This is a genomic window from Mycoplasma phocoeninasale (assembly GCF_012934885.1).
GTDB lineage: Bacteria > Bacillota_I > Bacilli_A > Mycoplasmatales > Metamycoplasmataceae > Metamycoplasma > Metamycoplasma phocoeninasale.
Window position 1 is genome coordinate 39,385 of the sequence record NZ_CP051480.1, and the last position, 16,902, is coordinate 56,286.

Here is a 16,902-nt window from a genome sequence, read left to right on the forward strand (position 1 = left end):
TTCTAATTTTCTAATTACTTTTTGGTTTTTTGGTTCCATATAGTGAACGGGCTTGTTTTCTTTTATCAACTCCGGCAGCATCTTGGGTACCACGCACGATTGTATATCTAACCCCAGGTAAGTCTTTAACTTTACCACCACGGATTAAAACAACTGAGTGTTCTTGTAAGTTGTGTCCTTCTCCTGGAATATAAGCAGTTACTTCTTGACCATTTGATAATCTAGCACGAGCGTATTTACGAATAGCTGAGTTAGGTTTTTTAGGTGTCATAGTAGCCACACGAGTACATACCCCACGTTTAAATGGCGCAGGGATTAGTTTTTCTTTCTTTTGTAAAGAGTTATACATTTTTCCTAAAGCAGGAGCTTTAGTCTTTCTGCTTTTATCTTTACGACCTTGCTTTACTAATTGAGCAATTGTAGGCATTTTGTTCCTTTCTTAAAAATATAATATTCACAATATTTTATTCTTTTAAATTATTTTATATAAAATAAATACTAAACAATTATACAACAACTAACCCAGTGTTTTTGATTTTTTATAAAAATTTTTTTATAATAAAAACTTGCCACTTTTAGACAAGTTTTAAAATTTCATCAATATTCTGAATTTCATATTTGGCAGCCAGCGCTTTAATCGCTGATTTAGCTGTGTTTAGACTAGCGTTTGAGATTTCTATATATTCTAATATATTAGCCTTAGGTGTTGAAATATCTACCGGTGGAATCTGATTTTGCACATTGTTTAGCTTTTTAGCTTCTTCTTTAAAATTTGGTAGTAATCCAATTGCATTTAAAAGTGTTGATGCTTTTGCTTTGGAAACATATAAATCAATAATTGCTTGAACTTTTTGTTGTTTTAGTTGTGCATAAAGGTTAAATAAATTATTCGCTTCATTCTCATAATGATTAATGAACTTTTCGGGAGGATTGTCAGCATTAATAGCTGTATTTTTCATCTCCTCAACGAGTGACTTAAGTTTAACTTTGAATTCCGTAATATCTGGATCGAGATCGTCTTTAAAGTAATTTTCAACCTCTCCCACTAAATCAATTATTCTTCTTTTAGCAAAATTGAAAAGTTGATAGCGGATATTGTTAGTAAAAGAACATGAAGTTATTACAAGTGGAACAGTAACGGCAGCAATTGCGCCTAGTGAAATATATAGTTTCTTTTTAGTAAGTCTTTTTTTCATAAACGTAATTATAAATAAAAAAATATTTTTACTAGTAATATTGTTCTATAAACCTGAGAAAAATTTTGCTTCTAAATAATTTTTGTACTCATTTAGAAAATCAACTAGATTTTTTTCTTTTGAACTTTCACCTGAATCTAGTGAATAAACAATCGGGGTGTTAGGATTGTAGAAAAGATCTTCGATATCTGAATCACGGTATGTTAGTCAATTATTCTTTTGAATTTGTTGATAAGCAGGATCTTGCGATCTCACTGTGTATAGATATTCATCGTATTTTTTAGCAAATTCCTTTTTATCCATTGATTCCAAGCGATTAGTTTCTTGAATTAATTTTACTTTCTTATCCATTCTATCCATTCAAGCAATTTCTTTTTCGATTGGACTCATGTTTACCGTCGAAGAATTAGCATTGTCACCAACAAAACCAAGAATCTTATGCTCTTGTGCTTGTTGTTGTTCAATGAAATCTAGTGATTCATTAAAGAAACGAATTTTAAATAGCTGATTTAAATACTCAAAGTATCTTTTTTGTAAAGGAATATTTGGATTAGCTATTTTTTTATTATAAGCCAAAATAAAGTTAGCTAAAACCTTTGGGGCAAGCGGATTCAATTTATTAATTTTAGTGACATCGATTTTAATTTCTTTTGGGAAATCAGTTGATGGTTTTTTACTATCGCGAATTGAAAGTAATTCAAGGTCTAAATTTTTTGCTGAATTTTTATACTGTACGGCATTGAAACCTTTAATGTAGAAATATAAAAGTGCTAAATTAGTTGCTATAATTGCAATTAATGATAAAACAATAATTGCATATAGAGTTGACAATGCGCTTTGATGCTCAGGGTTGCTTCGGTTAATTCTTGTTCCTATCAAAATTGATGAAACAATAATTAATGCTAACCACAATAAACCATTAATGAGGATATTAAAGAAAGCATTTGATTTTCAGTGTAATCCTTGAACATATTTGGTAACTAATTCTTGTCCCAATACTTCTTTAGTTTTGATAATGCTCTTTTTAAAGTTAGTTATTAATTTTACAGATCTATATAAAGCAAAAATGAATATTAAAATTAAAAAAATGATTCAAATTAATGAAACCCCTGCTGGTTGCTGTGAGTTATTATTTTCCATAATTTTCTCCTTTGATTAATTATTAATTTTCCTCAAACTTTTCATCATCAGTTTTATTATCATCATTATAACTAGTGTTCATTTCTTCACTATTTTCTTTTTCACCAGTAGATTTTGAATTTGATTTTAAGTTACTCTTTTGCTCTTTTTCTTTAAATATTGCGATAATCTTAGCAATTAGATCTTCTTTGCTAAATTCTTTAGCTCCGTAAATATTTAATTTTTCAGCCATGGTTACTAGTTGTTCTTTTGAAAGTTCATTAAGTTTAGCATCGTAATCAATTTTATGATCATCACTACTATCAGTCATTAAAATAGGGGCGGCTGTTTGAGGACTTTGACCACTATTTTCGCTATTAAAGCTTTGACCGAATTGTCCATTAAAAAATGATTGAAAAGGATTTAATAGTGAATCATTATTATTATTTCTTTGAGCAATATCAATTTTCAGTGCATAGAATATTCTAATAACACGGTTGCATAAAAATGGTCAAGTTGCAAAGTATCCAGCAATGAAAAATACGGTTAAAAAGATTCTTAGATTTCTGTTTAAATCTCATGCAAAAGACTGAAAAAATCTAATACCTGAAAAAAGTAATATTACAATTTGTAAAATAATTAAGAATAAATACAATTTAGACAGGAAAAGCGAGTATGCTGAAAAATCTTGAAATTTCTTTACTTTATACATTGATAAAACATGCCATATGAATAGAGAAATAAAAATGAGTGTGAGAAAGACAAAACCCAACAAGCTTCCCGAGTATATACGGTTAGCATCGGCAACTTGAGTAGTTGACTCTATAACATTAATGTAGTTATCAATATAATATTCTTTTCTTACTGAATATTCAATTAATATTCCAAGTTGGAACAAAATGATAGACGCGAATACTGCTGTAAAAATGAAAAATAAAAGTCAGTATTTTTTCTTACGTTCATCATAAAGTTCTTTTGTCGAATTATATTTCGCAAAATTAGTTTCGAACATTATCTTCTCCTTTTTTTGTTTTATTAATAATATATTATATTTTAAAAAAATAAATTATTGTGTTTTTGCCTCTTTTGCCATAATATTTGGAATTTTAGCTTCGAAATGCATTGCATTCCCATTTAGATCAATGAAATCTAGTTCTTTTGCATGAAGACGTTGATTGAAATCATCAATTTTATGGTTGTATATTGGGTCGCCATAAATTGGGTGTTTGATATATGCTAAATGCACCCGAATTTGGTGAGTTCTACCGGTTTTTAGATTACATTTCACAAGGGTTTTTTTCTGGCCATTAATTTCTAAATATTTGATTACTGAAACAATGGTATAAGCTTGTTTAGAATTTGATTCAGTGACAGCGAATTTTTGCCGGTTTTTGCTATCCCTCCCAATTGGGAGATTGATATGAAGTTCCTTATTTTCAATAATACCATCACAAATTGCATAATAGCTTCTCTTAATCTCATGGTTTTTAAGTAGTGATGCAAAATAATTATGTGCCTTATTATTTTTGGCAACTAAAAGCAAACCACTAGTATCCTTGTCAATACGATGAATTATTCCCATTCTCAGAAGCCCATTGACATTACTTAACTTATTTTTGAAGTGAAACATTAAAGCATTAACTAACGTGTTTTCATGATGCCCCGGTGCCGGATGGACAACCATTCCTGAGGGTTTATTAATAACAAGATAATCATCACAATCATAGACAATATCTAATGCAATGTCTTGTTCAACAACATTGACCTGCTTATCAATTACTTTAATAATTTCAATTTCATCATCAACCTTTAAAAGATATTTATTTTTATTAATTTTGACATTATTCACTAATACTGCACCTTGTTTAATTAATTCTTGAATATCATTACGAGAAATATCGGAATTATTGGCTATATATTTGTCAATTCTATCGGCATATAAAACTACTAATTTAATCATTATGATAAGAATTTTAGCATATTCGCATAATTATCTAGTAATAATGATATTTTAATTATAAAATATAAAACAATTATGAAAATTTATGAAATCAAAAAATCTAAATTTATTGGTTATTTGCTTGATGTTAAATCAGTTGAGGACATAAAAAATAAAATTAATGATCTGCGCACTGAACACAAAAAGGCAAGACATGTAGTTTATGCTTACAAGTTCACAGATAGCAATAATCAGCAAATAAGTTCATACACTGATGATAAAGAGCCAAAGGGTGTTGCTGGGATTCCGCTGATGATGCTTATTAATAATAAAAAAATATCTAATAAGGCGATTGTCATTATTAGATATTTTGGAGGCATTGAGCTTGGTAAGTCAAGGCTACTAAGAGCATATTTACATACTGCCAAACTTGTCTTAGAAAATGAATAGACTTTGCTATTAATTAACTACGTCGTAAACTAATCTATTTCTGCGGTTGTAAGCAAAGATAAAACCAAATTGGAAGGCATAAATGATGCCACAGATTACGTTTCAAACAATTACTCCAATTAAACCATTTGAAGCATCTGGGTTCGCCAAGATCGCAAATACTGAGTGTAATACTCATAAAGTACAGTTAAAAATAAATAACAAAGCCATATATGGGGTGATTCCATTGAAATTTTTATTTTTAACTCCAATAATAAATTGTGGGAAAAATGCTAAAGTTGTAAATGCCGGAACAATTAAAGGAAAGATAATTCCTGAATATCCATTTAAAGTTGCAAAATTTTCTTTAAAGTAACTAAATCTTAAAATGAATAGTAGAAGCAATATTGCTGAAATAAATGAGAATCCGGCAATTCCACCAATCGCTCCAAACATCATTTTTTTTGTTTTCTTGTCATAGTAGTGGTATAAAAAGTACATTGTAAATGTATAAACTACACCACATCCAAAATTTGAAATAAAAATACTAATTGCCGTAGCTGGATTTTCATGTCAAACTCCTAATGAGATTCATAGTAGTAATCCAATATAAAAAATTCAAAATGAAATAAAGTTAACATTCCCAGTTTTTTTTGTTTTTAATTGATGGACTAGTTGAGGAATACCTAATGCAATTGTGACACCGGCCCCTAAATAACCAAATATTTGTGCTGCTATTTCCATATCTTCCTAATTTTTAATAATTTTTGATTTGAAATATAAATAATGATTTCCGGTTTTCGTAAAACTTGATAAGCCTTAGAGTGTCTATCATTTTTTTCAATAATATAATATTATCATTTTTTTTATTTTTTTGGCATAAGAATGCAATAAAAAAATAATAAAAAACACCGATTGGTGTTAGTCATTTCTGAAATGGTGGCTCCGGCAGGAATCGAACCAGCGACACACGGAGCTTCAATCCGTTGCTCTACCAACTGAGCTACAGAGCCAAAATGGCGGTCCAGACGGGAATTGAACCCGCGATCTCTTCCGTGACAGGGAAGCGTATTAAACCACTTTACCACTGGACCGTGGTTGCGGAGATTGGATTCGAACCAATGACCTTTGGGTTATGAGCCCAACGAGCTGCCGCCTGCTCTACTCCGCTATATAATGGCGGGCAATGAGGGATTTGAACCCCCGCGGGCCGTGAAGCCCCTGGCAGTTTTCAAGACTGCTCCCTTCAGCCACTTGGGTAATTGCCCATGGTGGACCCAACAGGACTCGAACCTGTAACCGACCGGTTATGAGCCGGTTGCTCTAACCATTGAGCTATGGGTCCGTGACAAAGATGTTGAGCTCATTCATATGGTAGCACCGAAGAGAGTCGAACTCTTGACCTTCCGGGTATGAACCGGATGCTCTAACCAACTGAGCTACAGTGCCATAATGGTGGAGAGGAAGGGACTCGAACCCTCTACCTCCTGCGTGCAAGGCAGGCGCTCTGGCCAGGTGAGCTACCCCCCCATGGTGAAGAAGACAGGATTCGAACCTGCGACCGCTTGAGCCCAAGTCAAGTGCTCTACCAAGCTGAGCTACTTCTCCACTACATTGATAATCTTAATGCCTTATTATTATATATAATTTTAAAAAGTTTTTTATAAAAAAATATTTTTTAAAAATCCTCTTCATTTCACACAAATTCGTAATCTTTGATTCTGATTGTATCGCCGTTTTTAACATTTGATTTCTTAATTAATTCATAAACCCCTAAAGCTTTTAATTTAGCGTTAAATCTTCAAAGGTTATCTAAGGAAACAACCGGAATTCGATCATAAACATAAAACACATCATCTCCAACAATTTCATAAGTATCATTATTTATTTTAATAATGTTAATTGGTGATTTGTCTAATGAAATGGTAATAATATCCTCGTTTATAGCAATATTTTGCAAAGTATTATTTTCTTGTACTTTTTCGAATAATACTCTTTTAACTTCATCGATATTATCATTAGTAATCGCAGAATAAGAAATTAAATTTACATTAGGGTATTTCTTTTCAAATAATTTTTTATGCCCTTCAAAAGCTGGTAAATCATTTTTATTAGCGATGACTACTTGCGGTAGTTTTTCTAAGTTCAAGTTATATGCTCTTAATTCATCATTAATTGTTTCATAATCAGCAATCGGATCTTTGTTATCAGAACCAAAGTCGATAATATGGGCAATGATTTTACAACGCTCAATGTGTTTCAAGAATTGAATTCCAAGTCCTCGACCTTCATGAGCTTTTTCAATTAATCCTGGTAAATCAGCAACAACATAAGAGTGATCGAAATATTTAACTAGTCCAAGTTGTGGCACTAAGGTTGTAAAATCATAATCAGCAATTTTGGGTTTAGCGTTGGAAATTTGGGCTAAAGTTGAACTTTTTCCTGCACTTGGTTTACCAATAAAACCGACATCAGCTAAGACTTTCAAAATCAAATGAATTTGAAATTTTTCACCTTTAAGACCATTTTCACAAATACGTGGTGCAGTGTTTCGGCTAGATTTAAAATGTAGATTTCCTCTACCGCCTTTGCCACCTTTAGCAATTAAATAGTTTTTTTCTTCAACAATGTCGACTTTTAGTTTGTCATTAACATAAACCATGGTCCCAAGCGGAACTTTAATAAATAAGTCATCACCTTTAGCTCCATAAGCATTTTTGGGTTTACCATTCTCTCCTGATTTAGCTACTATTTTGTTTTGATAGTAAAATGGTAGTAGCGTATTCTGTCCAGTATCACCGACAAAATAAACATTTCCTCCATCACCACCATCACCACCATCAGGACCACCGCGGTCAACATTTGCTTCACGACGAAAACTAATTATTCCATTGCCACCATCCCCTGCTTGAACAGAGATTTTAACTTCATCAATAAATTTCATGTAAGTATTTTAACAAAATAAAGGTGTTTTGTAGGTAATAAAGTAACAATTGATTTTGATAATTAAAAAATAAAAAAGAAAGTGCAAACTTTCTCTCTTTACTTTATTCTTGGAAAAAGAATTTCTGATGTCTCTGGACCTTTTCTGTCAAATTTAGCAAAGTCAAATAAATTTTTTTCGTTAAAGTTATTCACTTTAAAAAATTCAAGAACTTTGTTAGTTTTATTTGGTATAACAACATTTAGCATAAAAGCAACTGCATAAATTCCGTTTTGTAAAGTATTTAAAACTACATTCAATCTCTTAAGATCAGCTTTTAATTTTCATGGTTCATTTTTGTCGATGTATTCATTTAGTTTTTTGCTTAATTCCATGCTTTTCTTTAAGGCTTTATCAGCGTGAAAATTATCAAATTCAGATTGATAATCGGTGTAAATACTTTTAATTAACTCATAAATGTTTAAGTCGATTTTTTGAAGATCTGTGGCAATGTATTTTGTGCCATCTGGAAATGATTGATTAATCATTTTAATTGTGCGGTTTAATAAATTACCAAAATTATTTGCTAAATCAGCGTTTAAAACATTTACTAGCAGCTCTTCACTAAAAGCAAAATCACTATCAATATTAATTTGTGAAATGAAAAAATATTTGATTTCTTCTGCGCCATATTTTTCAATTAATGGCAGCGGATCAATAACATTACCACGCGATTTTGACATTTTGCCTTCAGGGGTAATAATTCATGAATGAATAACTTCTCTAGTTGGCAATTTAAGATCTAATGCCTTAAGAAAAATTGGTCAATAAATAGCATGAAATCGGCTAATTTCTTTAGCTAGCAAATGAACTCTTTCATCACCATTTTCTCAATATTTTAGATATTTAGTCTCATCATCAGAAAGAAAACCTAAAAAAGTTATGTAATTAAATAGTGCATCCAATCATACATAGATAACATGGTGATTCTTAACATTACTGTTATTTAAAATGGGAATTCCTCAATCAAAGGAAACTCTAGTAATCGATAAATCTTCAAGACCTTTATTAATGAAATTATTTAGTAGCTCTTTATAAGTAGCACCATTAGAAATAAAATTAGGATTATTATAAAAGAATTCTTTAATTCATGGAGCAAATTTTTTCATATCAAAGAAATAACTTTCCTCTTTTATTTCCTGTAGTTCAGTATGTGAAATTGGATGATAGTATTTATTATTTTCAAAAGTTGCTTGACTTTTGGTTAAAAATTCCTCATCACTAACTGAGTAAAGTCCTTCATAATATGATTTATAAATAAAACCTTTTTTAAGCATTTTATCAAAAATTAGTTGAATGGCATGGTGGTGATGGTAATTAGTTGTTCGGTTAAAGCTATCATAATCAATTAACAATAATTTTCATAACTGTTCAAATTGTTTGGCCTCATTATCAACATACTCTTGGGGTTCAATATTAAATTCTAATGCTTTTTTTTGAATTTTTTGCCCATGTTCATCAATACCGGTTGCAAAGAAAGTATCATACCCTTGTTGACATTTATAATTTTTATAAACTCAAGCTAAAGTGGTTGTGAATAAATGACCGATGTGGAGTCTACCACTCGGATAATAAATTGGTGTAGTAATATAAAATGTTTTCTTGCTCATAATTTTATTCTCCTTATTTTACTTTTTTAGGTATGTATAGTTCTTTTACTTCTTGACGATAACTATGGTCATTTAAATTGTCATTATGCAGATAGATATTTGGTTCAAAATGTGTTCCTCATCCAGAATTGAATCTCGCTTCCACCAAACAAAATTTCGGAAAAGAGTTAATTCGTGGATAAACAATTTGGATTCGCTTTGGCTCAAACTTGTATTTTCTTAATAAACATATCAAATCAATATATCTTGCCATTGGTAAAACCACAGTAAAATAGCCTTTTTGTTCGATGATTTTCGATGACAGTAAAATTAACTGCTCCAAATTCAAATTAATTTCATGTGTTGCTAGTTTTTGCTCTGTTGTGGTTGATTTTCTAACTTGATTAAAATCTTCGTTGTAATATGGTGGATTAGCAACAATGCTACTGTATTTTTTAGCTAGTTTATTGCCACATTTAAAAGCATAATCTTTTGCTCATCTTCGAAAGTCATCTTCAATAACATTGATCTGACCTGACATCTTATTGAGTTCCACATTTTTTCTTGCAAGCTCAACGGCTTTCTTTTGGATCTCGATGGCATCAATTTTAATTTTCTCAGATCTAGCAGCCATAAAAATTGATAGAGCGCCATTATTTGTGCCAACTTCTAAAATATTAGAAACATTACGATTTATCGAAATAAAATTTCCTAACAGAATAGTATCAACTGAATAATTAAACATTTCTTTGTCTTGGTAAACAAACAAATTTCCACTATAGCCTAAATTATTTTTAATGATGCCTTTTTTCATAATTTATAAATTATAAATGATAAAACGCATATTATTTTATCATAATTAACATAAAAGCTAAAAGTTAGGTTTATTGTTATATATTTAAAAATCTTTAAATAAAATAAATAGTTAAAATTATAGAAAAATACTATTTCTAATTCAAATTACTAATTAAATGCTAAAAATGCAAAGAAAAAAACCCAGACTGGGTTTTTAATTCTGCGGCTCATCGCATTATGTTCTCTGAAAACTGAATATCGTTATAATTTAGATTAATCTTCTATAGAATTCACTATTAAACCGTTCAATTTATTAGTACTGGTCAGCTGAATGCATTGCTGCACTTACACCTCCAGCCTATCAACCTCATAGTCTATAAGGAATTTAAAAGGGAATACTCATCTTTGAGGGGCTTCCCGCTTAGATGCTTTCAGCGGTTATCCCTGCCGCACTTGGCTACCCAGCTATGCTTTTGGCAAAACAACTGGCACACCATCGGTGCGTCCACTCCGGTCCTCTCGTACTAAGAGTAGCTCTCATCAATATTCCAACGCCCACATCAGATAGGAACCAAACTGTCTCACGACGTTTTGAACCCAGCTCGCGTACCGCTTTAATGGGCGAACAGCCCAACCCTTGGAACCGACTCCAGCTCCAGGATGCGATGAGCCGACATCGAGGTGCCAAACCTTCCCGTCGATGTGATCTCTTGGGAAAGATAAGCCTGTTATCCCCGGGGTAGCTTTTATCCGTTGAGCGACGGCCTTTCCACAAAGAACCGCCGGATCACTAAGTCCTGCTTTCGCACCTGCTCGACTTGTAGGTCTCACAGTCAATCACACTTCTACCTTTATGCTCTAAGATACGGTTTCTGACCGTATTGAGTGTAACTTTGAACGCCTCCGTTACCCTTTAGGAGGCGACCGCCCCAGTCAAACTACCCACCACACACTGTCCTCTTACCAGATCATGGTAACAAGTTAGAAGTTCAACGTAACAAGGGTGGTATTTCAACGGTGACTCCACTTAGACTAGCGTCTAAGCATCATAGTCTCCCACCTATCCTACACATGTTAAATCAAACTCCAATATGAAGTTATAGTAAAGCTCCACGGGGTCTTTTCGTCTAGATGCGGGTCTCCGGCGTCTTCGCCGGAACCATAATTTCACCGAGTCTAATGTCGAGACAGTTAAGAGATAATTACTCCTTTCGTGCAGGTCAGTATTTAGCCGACAAGGAATTTCGCTACCTTAGGACCGTTATAGTTACGGCCGCCGTTCACCCGGGCTTCACATCAATGCTTTGCTTTAGCTAACACCTTTGCTTAACCTTCGGGCACTGGGCAGGAGTCACCCCATATACATCGTCTTACGACTTAGCATAGAGCTGTGTTTTTGATAAACAGTTCCCCCTTACTATTCACTGCGGCCCACTTTTTATGGTGGGCATCCCTTCTTGCGAACTTACGGGATGATTTTGCAGAGTTCCTTGACATTAGTTTTCTCGCTCGCCTTAGAATACTCATCTTGGGGACGTGTGTCCGTTCTCGGTACGGGTTTCACAGAACTTAAGTTAGCAGCTTTTTTAAGAGGTATGGAATCATATAATTCGCTACTTTGTTGCCATTTCACTATGCATCATAACTCCCGGTTGTGCCGTGCGGATTTGCCTACACGACCCAGTCATTATTTACCCCACAATCCAATAAGTGGTAATACTATCCTCCCCCGTCACTACATCACATTCTAGAAAGTACAGGAATATTAACCTGTTGTCCATCGGCTACGCCTTTCGGCCTCGTCTTAGGACCCGACTAACCCTGGGTGGACGAACCTTGCCCAGGAAACCTTCCCCAATAGGCGTCAGAGATTCTCACTCTGAATCGTTACTCATACCGGCATTCTCACTTGTAAGCGCTCCACCAGTCTTCACAGTCTGGCTTCGATGCCCTTACAACGCTCTCCTAACGCATTTCTGCCCGTAGCTTCGGTATTGTGTTTTAGTCCCGTTAAATTATCGGCACAGAGTCTCTCGACTAGTGAGCTATTACGCACTCTTTAAACGATGGCTGCTTCTGAGCCAACATCCTAGCTGTTTAAGAAACTCCACAACCTTTCTCACTTAACACAATTTTGGGACCTTAGCTGACGATCTGGGTTGTTCCCCTCGCGTGCATCGACGTTATCACCGATGTACCGACTGCATAGTAGTTCATGATAGTATTCGGAGTTTGATTATAGTCAGTACGGCTAGGCGCCGCCATTCCATATTCAGTGCTCTACCCCCACCACTTAACACTACACGCTAGCCCTAAAGCTATTTCGGAGAGAACCAGCTATCTCCAGGTTCGATTGGAATTTCACCCCTACCCACAAGTCATCCGGGCACTTTTTAGCGTACTACGGTTCGGTCCTCCACTTAGTGTTACCTAAGTTTCAACCTGCTCATGGGTAGATCACCTGGTTTCGGGTCTATATCAACATACTAAAGCGCCCTGTTAAGACTCGATTTCTCTACGGCTTCGCTTTATTCCACTTAACCTTGCATGTTGACATAACTCGCCGGTCCATTCTGCAAGATGTACGCCATCACCCATTAACGGGCTCTGACTAACTGTAAGTAATTGGTTTCAGGATCTATTTCACTCCCCTCCCGGGGTTCTTTTCACCTTTCCCTCACGGTACTAGTTCGCTATCGGTGTCTGGTTAGTATTTAGCCTTACCGGGTGGTCCCGGCGGGTTCAGACAGGGTTTCACGTGCCCCGCCCTACTCAGGATACTACTTGAAGACTTATTCATTTTGCTTACGGGAATTTCACCCTCTATGTTTAAGCATTCCAGCTTATTCTGCTATGTTTAAGTTTTGTCTAACTTCGTGTAAGTAGTCCTACAACCCCAACATCAAATGTTGGTTTGGGCTTTTCCCCGTTCGCTCGCCACTACTAAGGGAATCATTCTTTATTTTCTTTTCCTGCTGCTACTGAGATGTTTCAATTCACAGCGTGTCTCTTCATTCGACTATGGATTCATCGAAATGATAATTGAGGATTAGCTCAATTGGGTTTCCCCATTCGGAAATCCCCGGATAACAGCTTATTTCCAGCTAACCGAGGCTTATCGCAGGTAATCACGTCCTTCTTAGACTTCCAGACCCAAGGCATCCACCAAAAACTCTTATCTTGTTTAATAGTTGTTTTGTTATTTTGTTGTATGACCTATTGTTGTCTTTAATTTTGATATATATATTCTATAGGTTGATCTAAACTTTGAAATATTAATTAATATAATTTTTCAATGTCGATATTCAGTTTTCAAAGAACAAAAGAGAGATAGATCTCTCAAAACTGAATACGAATATGTTTTCCATAACTAGGTGTACTCCGTAGAAAGGAGGTGATCCATCCCCACGTTCTCGTAGGGATACCTTGTTACGACTTCACCCCAGTCACCAGTCCTACCTTAGGCAGTTGCCTCCGAGGTTAGCAAACCGACTTTGGGTATTACCAGCTCCCATGGTGTGACGGGCGGTGTGTACAAGACCCGAGAACGTATTCACCGCAGCATAGCTGATCTGCGATTACTAGCGATTCCGACTTCATGGAGTCGAATTGCAGACTCCAATCCGAACTGAGATCGGCTTTTTGAGATTTGCTCCATGTCGCCATATTGCTTCTCTTTGTACCGACCATTGTAGCACGTGTGTGGCCCCACTTGTAAGAGGCATGATGATTTGACGTCATCCCCACCTTCCTCCCAGTTACCCAGGCAGTATCTCTAGAGTCCTCAACATTACTTGTTAGTAACTAAAGATAGGGGTTGCGCTCGTTGCAGGACTTGACCAAACATCTCACGACACGAGCTGACGACAACCATGCACCATCTGTCACTCCGTTAGCCTCCGCTATATCTCTATAGCTTTGCGAAGGATGTCAAAAGTGGGTAAGGTTTTCCGTGTATCTTCAAATTAAACCACATGCTCCACCGCTTGTGCGGGTCCCCGTCAATTCCTTTAAGTTTCACTCTTGCGAGCATACTACTCAGGCGGATCATTTAATGCGTTAGCTGCGTCAGTGATTCTCCACCGACTAATGATCATCGTTTACAGCGTGGACTACCAGGGTATCTAATCCTGTTTGCTCCCCACGCTTTCGTCCCTCAGCGTCAGTATAGACCCAGTAAGCTGCCTTCGCCTTTGGTGTTCTTCCATATATCTACGCATTTCACCGCTTCACATGGAATTCCGCTTACCTCTATCTAACTCTAGTTTGCCAGTATCCAAAGCGAGCCAGGGTTGAGCCCTGGGATTTGACTCTAGACTTAACAAACAGCCTACGAACGCTTTACGCCCAATAATTCCGGATAACGCTTGCGACCTATGTATTACCGCGGCTGCTGGCACATAGTTAGCCATCGCTTTCTGACAAGGTACCGTCAGCTCAATAGCATTTCCTCTACTGAGTGTTCTTCCCTTATAACAGCACTTTACAATCCGAAGACCTTCATCGTGCACGCTGTGTCGCTCCATCAAGCTTTCGCTCATTGTGGAATATTCCCTACTGCTGCCTCCCGTAGGAGTTTGGGCCGTATCTCAGTCCCAATGTGGCCGTTCAGTCTCTCGACCCGGCTAAACATCATAGTCTTGGTGGGCCATTACCTCACCAACTAACTAATGTTCCGCACCCTCATCCTTTAGTGGAGCTTTGGAGCTCCTTTCACAACAGAATCATGCGATTCTATGCGTATCCGGCATTAGCCAATGTTTCCATTGGGTATTCCAATCTAAAGGGCAGATTAAGTACGTGTTACTCACCCATTCGCCGCTAGGTCCTAAAAGAACCTCGCTCGACATGCATGTATTAGGCACACAGCCAGCGTTCATCCTGAGCCAGGATCAAACTCTTAATATTTGATTTTGGTTGTTTTTTTGTTTTTTGTTATTTAAAATTATTTTTTTAAATTGACGTTATGGTATTCGTATTCAGTTTTCAAAGAACTATCTTTTGTAACATTATCAATTATTAAATTTAATTAAAATGCTATTTAATTATACATAGTTTCCAAAAATATTTTATTAAATTCTTAAAAAAAATAAAAAAACGGATTTTCACCGTATTTTTTATTAAATTATTAATTTTTAGATTAAATGTCAAATTACTTAATTTTGTCATTCAAAGCTACTTTTATGAATTTTGTCCCTTTATAAAAACCACAATATTTGCAAGCTTGGTGAGGGATAATTTGTTGTTTGCAATTACTACATTCAGTAAGAGTTACTACATCTAGTGCATGATGACTTCTTCTCAGATGTTTTCTTTGTTTCGAAGTTTTACGTTTTGGTACTATAGCCATTTTTATCTCCTTATTATTATACTAGTTGAATAATAGCCATTTTTGCATTATCGCCTTGACGATTTGCAACTTTTATTATTCTGGTATATCCACCGTTTCTTGTTTGATATTTAGGACCTAAAACATCAAATAGATATTGTAGTGAATCCTTATTTTTCACATCTGATGAAATTATTCTTAAAAATTTCGCTGCCTGTCTTCTTGTAGCTAAAGTATTTTTCTTAGCTAGTGTAATCATTTTTTCGGCACTTGATCTAATTCTTTTAGCACGTTCTAAAGTAGTATTAAGTTTTCCGTGAATTAATAAATCAGTAACCAATGTTCTTTCAACATGATTTCATCATTCAGTATTTCTACGGAATAATTGTTTTGGATTTGCCATTATTCTTCTCCTTCCATATCTTTAACATCATCACCTATCTCTAATGACTCTTCTTCATTTTCATTAGTTGAATCATCTTCTGATGTGTTATCTAATCCTATGATTGCTTTTCTTTCTCTTCATTCGTTTCGTTTGTTAACAATATCCAGAACAGATTTTTTACCTAAGTTCTTAATGTTTGAAAGTTCTTCATCACTAAGTTTGTCTAACTCATCAATTGTTAAATAGCCTGCTCTTCTTAGAGCGTTAAGAGATCTAATAGTTAAATTTAATTTTTCGATTGAAATTTGAGCCTTTGGAGCTTTTTCTTTTTTCTCTTTATTATCATCAAACAAACTAATTGTTTCTAAACTATCGATATTGCCAATGATTTGAAAATGGGCAACAATAATTTTAGCTGCTTGTTCCATGGCATCTTTTGCTAGAATAGTGCCATCAGTTTCAACATGAATTTTTAGTCTTTCTTCAATGGTTTTTGATGAGCTATTGAGATCTTCAAATGAGATTCCACATTTTTTAACAGGACTAAAATCACTATCCATTGCTAAAATTTGTCCTCTTGAGATTTTTGATGCTAGCTTTGGACCGTATTCCATTATTATTGATTTGTTTTCTTCGAAATCAATGAAGCCGCGACCAGTTCTTAAAAATAAGTCAAATTCTAATGAACTATCTTCTGATAAAGTCGCAATATGTTGATCTCTGTTAACAATTTCTAGTCCGGGAATTACATCTTCAATATCAGAAGCATTAACCTCACCATCTTTTTTAGATTTAAATGAAATCTTAACTAAGTTTTCCTTTTCAAATACTTCAGGATTGTAAGCAAAACGAATTTTTCTAATATTTGATACTAAAGTAATTGCGTCTTCTTTAATTCCTGGGATAGTTTGAAATTCATGTTCAACATTTTTAATTTTTATAGCAAAAGGCGCAACTGAAGTAATTGAAGATAGTAATGTTCTTCTAATTACAGTCCCAATTGTGCTTCCATAGCCGCGCATTAAGGGTTCAATTACATAAGTAGTATTGAAATCATTAGTACGTTCTGCTATTAACTCTTTATATGTTATTTTTTGGATTTTTTCCATTTTCTCTCCTATTCTTCTTATTTTTAAGT

Annotated in this window: 13 protein-coding genes, 8 tRNA genes and 2 rRNA genes; 1 reads left to right on the forward strand and 22 read right to left on the reverse strand. The window is 34.7% G+C overall.

The annotated features are described in order from the left end of the window. Nucleotides 1-10 precede the first annotated feature (10 nt). From rpsL to HGG64_RS00170, 5 genes are all read right to left on the reverse strand, one after another. On the reverse strand, nt 11-427 hold the full coding sequence (rpsL, locus tag HGG64_RS00150; RefSeq protein WP_169579976.1) for a 30S ribosomal protein S12: 417 nt from the start codon (nt 425-427) through the stop codon (nt 11-13). A gap of 148 nt (nt 428-575) precedes the next feature. Next, nucleotides 576-1,196 (reverse strand): hypothetical protein, encoded by a 621-nt coding sequence (locus HGG64_RS00155; protein ID WP_169579977.1) that lies wholly within the window; start codon nt 1,194-1,196, stop codon nt 576-578. A gap of 45 nt (nt 1,197-1,241) precedes the next feature. Further along, nucleotides 1,242-2,336, reverse strand: a complete 1,095-nt coding sequence (locus tag HGG64_RS00160; protein WP_169579978.1) for a hypothetical protein — start codon at nt 2,334-2,336, stop codon at nt 1,242-1,244. Between the two features lie 22 nt (nt 2,337-2,358). Next, nucleotides 2,359-3,327, reverse strand: a complete 969-nt coding sequence (locus tag HGG64_RS00165; protein WP_169579979.1) for a Rho termination factor N-terminal domain-containing protein — start codon at nt 3,325-3,327, stop codon at nt 2,359-2,361. Nucleotides 3,328-3,381: 54 nt separating this feature from the next. Further along, nucleotides 3,382-4,275: an RluA family pseudouridine synthase gene (locus HGG64_RS00170; protein WP_169579980.1), complete on the reverse strand. Its 894-nt coding sequence runs from the start codon at nt 4,273-4,275 to the stop codon at nt 3,382-3,384. A 75-nt stretch (nt 4,276-4,350) separates the two neighbouring features. Between HGG64_RS00170 and HGG64_RS00175 the strand changes: the two genes are divergently transcribed. Beyond that, nucleotides 4,351-4,704 (forward strand): YigZ family protein, encoded by a 354-nt coding sequence (locus HGG64_RS00175; RefSeq protein ID WP_169579981.1) that lies wholly within the window; start codon nt 4,351-4,353, stop codon nt 4,702-4,704. 9 nt (nt 4,705-4,713) lie between these two features. Here the strand turns inward: HGG64_RS00175 and HGG64_RS00180 are convergent, their stop codons facing one another. The 17 genes from HGG64_RS00180 to HGG64_RS00260 all read right to left on the reverse strand — a co-directional run bounded on the left by HGG64_RS00180 (nt 4,714) and on the right by HGG64_RS00260 (nt 16,873). Next, complete coding sequence (locus HGG64_RS00180; protein WP_169579982.1) at nt 4,714-5,427, reverse strand: PQ-loop domain-containing transporter; 714 nt, start codon at nt 5,425-5,427, stop codon at nt 4,714-4,716. Nucleotides 5,428-5,620: 193 nt separating this feature from the next. Further along, nucleotides 5,621-5,696: transfer RNA gene (locus tag HGG64_RS00185), tRNA-Phe, on the reverse strand. A 4-nt stretch (nt 5,697-5,700) separates the two neighbouring features. Then, a tRNA-Asp gene (locus HGG64_RS00190) sits at nt 5,701-5,777 on the reverse strand. Between the two features lies 1 nt (nt 5,778). Further along, nucleotides 5,779-5,854: transfer RNA gene (locus HGG64_RS00195), tRNA-Met, on the reverse strand. 6 nt (nt 5,855-5,860) lie between these two features. Next, nucleotides 5,861-5,951, reverse strand: a tRNA-Ser gene (locus HGG64_RS00200). Between the two features lies 1 nt (nt 5,952). Further along, a tRNA-Ile gene (locus HGG64_RS00205) sits at nt 5,953-6,028 on the reverse strand. A gap of 27 nt (nt 6,029-6,055) precedes the next feature. Further along, nucleotides 6,056-6,132: transfer RNA gene (locus HGG64_RS00210), tRNA-Met, on the reverse strand. Nucleotides 6,133-6,136: 4 nt separating this feature from the next. Next, nucleotides 6,137-6,213: transfer RNA gene (locus HGG64_RS00215), tRNA-Ala, on the reverse strand. A gap of 1 nt (nt 6,214) precedes the next feature. After that, nucleotides 6,215-6,291, reverse strand: a tRNA-Pro gene (locus HGG64_RS00220). Nucleotides 6,292-6,361: 70 nt separating this feature from the next. Then, nucleotides 6,362-7,627 carry a GTPase ObgE gene (gene obgE / locus HGG64_RS00225; RefSeq protein ID WP_169579983.1) on the reverse strand — a complete coding sequence of 422 codons (1,266 nt, stop codon included), beginning with the start codon at nt 7,625-7,627 and terminating at the stop codon, nt 6,362-6,364. A 98-nt stretch (nt 7,628-7,725) separates the two neighbouring features. Beyond that, nucleotides 7,726-9,276, reverse strand: coding sequence for a methionine--tRNA ligase (metG, locus tag HGG64_RS00230; protein WP_169579984.1), 1,551 nt, complete (start codon nt 9,274-9,276; stop codon nt 7,726-7,728). Between the two features lie 13 nt (nt 9,277-9,289). After that, complete coding sequence (locus HGG64_RS00235; protein WP_169579985.1) at nt 9,290-10,069, reverse strand: tRNA1(Val) (adenine(37)-N6)-methyltransferase; 780 nt, start codon at nt 10,067-10,069, stop codon at nt 9,290-9,292. A gap of 273 nt (nt 10,070-10,342) precedes the next feature. Continuing rightward, a 23S ribosomal RNA gene (locus HGG64_RS00240) occupies nt 10,343-13,240 on the reverse strand. A 197-nt stretch (nt 13,241-13,437) separates the two neighbouring features. Beyond that, nucleotides 13,438-14,958, reverse strand: a 16S ribosomal RNA gene (locus tag HGG64_RS00245). The 16S and 23S rRNA genes sit together here, the layout of an rRNA operon. A 244-nt stretch (nt 14,959-15,202) precedes the next feature. After that, the gene (rpmF, locus tag HGG64_RS00250; protein ID WP_169579986.1) at nt 15,203-15,400 is read right to left on the reverse strand and encodes a 50S ribosomal protein L32; all 198 of its coding nucleotides are present in this window, start codon (nt 15,398-15,400) and stop codon (nt 15,203-15,205) included. Nucleotides 15,401-15,416: 16 nt separating this feature from the next. Next, the gene (gene rplQ, locus HGG64_RS00255) at nt 15,417-15,782 is read right to left on the reverse strand and encodes a 50S ribosomal protein L17 (protein WP_169579987.1); all 366 of its coding nucleotides are present in this window, start codon (nt 15,780-15,782) and stop codon (nt 15,417-15,419) included. Beyond that, complete coding sequence (locus HGG64_RS00260; protein ID WP_169579988.1) at nt 15,782-16,873, reverse strand: DNA-directed RNA polymerase subunit alpha; 1,092 nt, start codon at nt 16,871-16,873, stop codon at nt 15,782-15,784. Before HGG64_RS00260 ends, rplQ begins: the two co-directional genes overlap by 1 nt. Nucleotides 16,874-16,902 lie beyond the last annotated feature (29 nt).